Annotated in this window: 6 protein-coding genes; 2 read left to right on the plus strand and 4 right to left on the minus strand. The window is 65.7% G+C overall.

Annotated features, from left to right (window positions below; translation table 11 throughout):
• Positions 1-299: 299 nt before the first annotated feature.
• A complete protein-coding gene (locus B0E41_RS10975) occupies positions 300-866 on the minus strand; it encodes a hypothetical protein (protein ID WP_077331195.1) in 567 nt (188 codons plus the stop codon).
• 106 nt (positions 867-972) lie between these two features.
• Here B0E41_RS10975 and B0E41_RS10980 point away from each other — a divergent pair, with 106 nt between their 5' ends.
• Entirely contained in the window at positions 973-2,019 is a 1,047-nt protein-coding gene (locus tag B0E41_RS10980; RefSeq protein WP_077331196.1) for a homocysteine S-methyltransferase family protein, read from the plus strand.
• A 10-nt stretch (positions 2,020-2,029) separates the two neighbouring features.
• Here the strand turns inward: B0E41_RS10980 and B0E41_RS26570 are convergent, their stop codons facing one another.
• Complete coding sequence (locus B0E41_RS26570; protein WP_143433785.1) at positions 2,030-2,512, minus strand: zinc ribbon domain-containing protein; 483 nt, start codon at positions 2,510-2,512, stop codon at positions 2,030-2,032.
• 323 nt (positions 2,513-2,835) lie between these two features.
• Between B0E41_RS26570 and B0E41_RS10990 the strand changes: the two genes are divergently transcribed.
• The gene (locus B0E41_RS10990) at positions 2,836-3,786 is read left to right on the plus strand and encodes a TerC family protein (RefSeq protein WP_077331198.1); all 951 of its coding nucleotides are present in this window, start codon (positions 2,836-2,838) and stop codon (positions 3,784-3,786) included.
• An 11-nt stretch (positions 3,787-3,797) separates the two neighbouring features.
• Here B0E41_RS10990 and B0E41_RS10995 read toward each other — a convergent pair whose 3' ends face one another.
• Complete coding sequence (locus B0E41_RS10995; RefSeq protein WP_077331199.1) at positions 3,798-4,160, minus strand: DUF1304 domain-containing protein; 363 nt, start codon at positions 4,158-4,160, stop codon at positions 3,798-3,800.
• A 45-nt stretch (positions 4,161-4,205) separates the two neighbouring features.
• Positions 4,206-4,868 (minus strand): hypothetical protein, encoded by a 663-nt coding sequence (locus B0E41_RS11000; protein WP_143433786.1) that lies wholly within the window; start codon positions 4,866-4,868, stop codon positions 4,206-4,208.
• Positions 4,869-4,936: the final 68 nt, after the last annotated feature.

Consider the following 4,936-nt stretch of genomic DNA (forward strand, 5'->3'; position numbering starts at 1 on the left):
ACATTCAAGGAGAGGTGTGTGCATGAATTCCCTGTCTTCCCCGTGTTCCCTGCTGTGCGCCTGGCGCGACTGGCCTGCGTGGTGGGCTGGCAGGCCATCAGCGACCACACTGCGCCCACCACGCAGGCCAGTCGCGCCAGGCGCACAGCAGGGAACACGGGGAAGACAGGGAATTCATGCACACACCTCTCCTTGAATGTTGTTGTCGGAACAGGCGGCATTTGAACCGAAAACACCCTGCGCCCTGACGCCACCCCTGCCGAGCCAGCAGGTGGCTCGGCAGGGGTGGGCCAAGCGGCTCAGGGCGGTGCCGTCGCCGTCAGCGTGATCGAGAACAGCAGCTTGCGGAACTCCGGCCGGAACACCTCCGGGTCCGTCTCGCCGAGGTTGCGGGTGATCAGCGCGCCCGGCATGCGCGGGTAGGTGCCGCGCCAGTAGTGGCGCCGGACCGGTTTGCCCGCGTCCATCTCGTCGGCCGAAAGCTGCGCCACGTAACGCTCGTCTTCCGGGGCGTCTGTGGCCGAGAGGCTCACCGTGGTGGACACCAACCGCCAGCGGCACGCGCTGTCCGGGCTTGTGTCGGGCGGGGCTTGTGTGCGCACGGTGGTGGTGTAGCGGTGGTCGTCGAGCCGGGTGTAAGGCACCGGCAGCGTCTTCTCGGCGTCAGCCTGCGGGCAACCCTCGGCCCGGTAGAGCGCCTCCCCGTTCACCCGGGCGAAAGGCCCCGGTGCGCGATCAATCAGCAGCGCGATCGCATGACCGCCCTCGGGCACACCACGCTCGCAGCCCAATAGCAGCCAGCACAGGCTTGCGACGCAGATCAGCCGCGCCAGCCCGAGCGGCAGAACCTTGTGAAAAGCCAGCACACGCACCTCCTGAAACCGGTTCGCGGCCAGTATAGGCAGGGGTCCCCGCGGGCCGCCAATCCCCCCACGGGACGGGCCGGGCCACCCCGTTTCCTACAATCGCCGGATGAACTCCCCCGCCTACACCCGCGCCCAGGCGCTGCCGGCCATCCTCTCGCAACGCATCGCTGTGCTCGACGGCGCCATGGGCACCATGATCCAGCGCTTCAAGCTGGGCGAGGCGCAGTACCGGGGCGAGCGCTTCAAGGACTTCCACAAGGACGTGAAGGGCAACAACGAGCTGCTGAGCCTGACGCAGCCCGACGTGATCCGCGACATCCACGAAGGCTACCTCGCGGCCGGCGCCGACCTGATCGAGACCAACACCTTCGGCGCCACGACCATCGCGCAGGAAGACTACGACATGGCGCATCTCGCGCGCGAGATGAACCTGGTCTCGGCGCGCATCGCCCGCGCGGCCTGCGACAAATTCAGCACACCCGACAAACCCCGCTTCGTGGCCGGCGCCCTCGGCCCGACCCCCAAGACCGCCAGCATCAGCCCCGACGTGAACGACGCCGGCGCCCGCAACGTCACCTTCGAGCAGCTGCGCGCCGCCTACCTTGAGCAGGTGGAAGCGCTGGTCGAAGGCGGGGCCGACGTGCTGCTGGTCGAAACCATCTTCGACACGCTCAACGCCAAGGCCGCGCTGTTCGCCATCGACGAGTATTTCGAGAAGAGCGGCGAGCGCCTGCCCGTCATCATCAGCGGCACCGTGACCGACGCCTCTGGCCGCATCCTGAGCGGCCAGACCGTCACCGCCTTCTGGGCCAGCGTGCGCCACATCCAGCCGCTGGCCGTGGGCCTGAACTGCGCACTCGGTGCCACGCTCATGCGCCCCTACATCCAGGAGCTGGCCAAGGTCGCGGGCGACACCTTCATCAGCTGCTACCCCAACGCCGGCCTGCCCAACCCGATGAGCGACACCGGTTTCGACGAAACGCCCGACGTCACCAGCCGCCTGCTGCGCGAGTTCGCCGCCGAGGGGCTGGTGAACATCGTGGGTGGGTGCTGTGGGACCACGCCGCAGCACATCGGGGCGATTCACGAGGCCGTGGCGACGCAGGCGCCGCGGGCGGTGGGGCGCCAGCCGTTCTACAAGGAAGCGGCCTGAGCGAGATCACTCACAGCTTCGACAAGAGAACCCAGACACACGCGGCCATCATGGCCAGATCCATGAGCAGACCGAGCACCCTGGCGATCGTGTTCGAAGGGATCGCTTCGTAGTGACCATAGATGGTGATGGATGTGGGCTTTCCATGGGTGAACGCCCACACGTCGTATGCACTGAAGAGACCTATCGTTGAGAACACGAAAACAAGCGTGTCTGTCGGATCAGGTGTGTTGAGGTAGAACAGCCACGAAGTCAGCACGAAGGCGACAAACATGCCTGTTGTTGCTTTTCCTATGAGACGCCCCTGGGAGTCGAGGCCCAAGGAGATTTTTTGCCAGCGACTGTGCGAAAGCGGGTGGAGGCTGAGTTCGTCACCCTCGCCTTCCTTGCGCAGTCCATCCAAGGCGCGGCCGCAGGAGGGGCACGCCTGGGTGTCGGGTACCACTTGCTCTCGGCAATGTGGGCAAAAGGGAAAGCGGTAGGGATGGGCCATGGGGGAGCGAGCAGGTCGGACGACATCGCATTGTCCATCTGCCGCCACGGACGATCATTGGCCGAAGCTTCAGCTTTTCTCTGAAGCACCTTCGGGTTGTGGGGCCAGCCACCCGCCCCCACAATCGCGGCTCCCATCAAGGGGAGTAACCAACCCGCCACCGGACGCACAGCCCGGTCCCGGCGGGTGGGGTTTCCGTCAGTACGTGGCCTGCTCGCTTGCGAGACAGGCCGCCGGAAACCCCGGGCCGGGCGCCATGCCCGGTTCCGGCCAGACCTTGGGGGTGTTTGTTCGTCAACACCAACCCAAGAAGGTCTTTTTTCATGGAAACCATTGCGCCGCTCTGGCTGTGGATCGTTTTTGTCGCGTTCGTCCTGGGCGCGCTGTTTGTCGACTTCGTGCTGCTCAAGAAGCAGGGCGCGCACGAGGTGGGCGTGAAGCAGGCGCTGAACTGGTCGCTTGTGTGGGTGGGCCTGAGCTTCGTGTTCAACGCGCTGTTCTGGTGGGCGGTGAAGGACAGCACCGGGTCCAGCGCGCTCGCGAATGAGAAGTCGCTGGAGTTCCTGACCGGCTACCTGATCGAGAAGAGCCTGGCGGTGGACAACATCTTTGTCTTCCTGCTGATCTTCAGCTACTTCTCGGTGCCGCCGGTCTACCAGAAGCGGGTGCTGATGATCGGCATCGTGGGCGCCATCGTGCTGCGCACCGGAATGATCCTGGTGGGCGGTTGGTTGCTCGCCGAGTTCCACTGGATCCTGTACGTGTTCGGCGCGTTCCTGATCTTGACTGGCGTGAAGATGTGGTGGGCCGCAGGCCAGGAGCCCGACCTGAATGACAACCCCGCGCTCAAACTGCTGCGCAAGCTGCTGCCGGTCAGCAAAACCTACGACGGTGAGAAATTCTGGACGGTGGAGAACGGCAAGCGCATTGCCACGCCGCTGATGATGGTGATCGCCATGGTGGCGTTGACCGATGTGATCTTTGCGGTGGATTCGATCCCCGCCATCTTCGCGATCACCAGCGACCCGTTCATCGTGCTGACCAGCAACGTGTTCGCCATCCTCGGCCTGCGCGCCATGTTCTTCTTGCTGCAGGCAGCGGCCAGCCGCTTCCACCTGCTGAACTACGGCCTGGCTGTGATCCTGGTGTTCATCGGCAGCAAGATGGTGCTGATCGACGTGTTCAAGATCCCGGTGGCGGTGTCGCTCGGTGTCGTGCTCGGCATCCTGGCCATCACCATGTTGTGGAGCGCCAAGACGGCGCCGAACACCTGAGAGGCTGAGCGTCAGACGGGCAGGCCGAAAACGTACAGCGCCAGCAGCGCGGCGGCGGCCGGCACGGTCTGGATGAACAGGATCTTCTTGCTGGAGGTGATGGCGCCATAAATGCCCGCCACCGCCACGCAGCCCAGGAAGAAGGCGAGGGCGGGTGCATCGACCCGCCACAGCGCCCAGGCAATGCCCGCAGCCAGGAAACCGTTGTACAGGCCCTGGTTGGCGGCCAGCACCTTGGTGGCTTTGGCAAAGTCGGGCTTCAGGCCAAAGGCCTTGTGACCCTTGGGCGTGTCCCACCACAGCATCTCCAGCACGACGATGTAGACGTGGATGAGGCAGACGATCAGGGCGAGGGCAATGGTCACGGTGTGCATGGGCGGTCCTTGTTGTTGAAGTGTGTGGTTTGTAACCGATCGGGCTCAGGCACGGCGGGCGCGCCGGTGGTTCATCCACGCGAGCACCGCGCTGACCACCACGCCCGCAGCGAGCAGCCAACCCAGCGTGCGCGAAGCGGCAAGCTCGCCTTCGCGCGCGGCACCCATGAAGAAGAGCACGAGGGCCAGACCGTGCACGCCCCAGCGTTGCACACGCACCCACAGGGCTTCGGAGCGCCAGAGCCAGGCGATCAGCACGTCCGCCACCCACCAGACGGCAAACACCGTGTCCAGGCGCGGGGCGCTCACGCGCGGCGTGTGCAGGATGCGCGACCAGTCGTTGCCGAAGACGACGGCCACCGCCCAGTAGAAGTGCACCAAAAACACGACCAGCGAGGCGGTCCAGAACGCCAGCCAGTAGCGCGCCGCGGTGGCCGAGCGGTCGCGGAATGGCAGCAGGCACAGGGCCGGCACCACCAGGATGAGCGCGGCCCAGATGGTGAAGAAGGTGATGTGCAGGTCCATCCGCTGGCCGGGCAGCATGTCGGCGGCGCCACCGCCGGGCGGCGTGAGCGCGAACAGCGGCAGCTCGCGCGTCCACCACGCGGCGGCAAAGGCGAGCAGGAGCAGCAGCGCGGCGGCGGCGCCGGCCTGCACCATGGGGCGGGCACCGGGTCTTGGGGTGAGCGAGAGGAGAGGCGTGTTCATCAAAGTGATCTGCGGGTGGGGGCGGTGGAAAGGGTCTGGATGCGCGCCACCATGGCGCGGTTGAGCGG

Origin of the sequence: Hydrogenophaga sp. A37 (assembly GCF_002001205.1) — a bacterium.
Taxonomy (GTDB): domain Bacteria; phylum Pseudomonadota; class Gammaproteobacteria; order Burkholderiales; family Burkholderiaceae_C; genus Hydrogenophaga.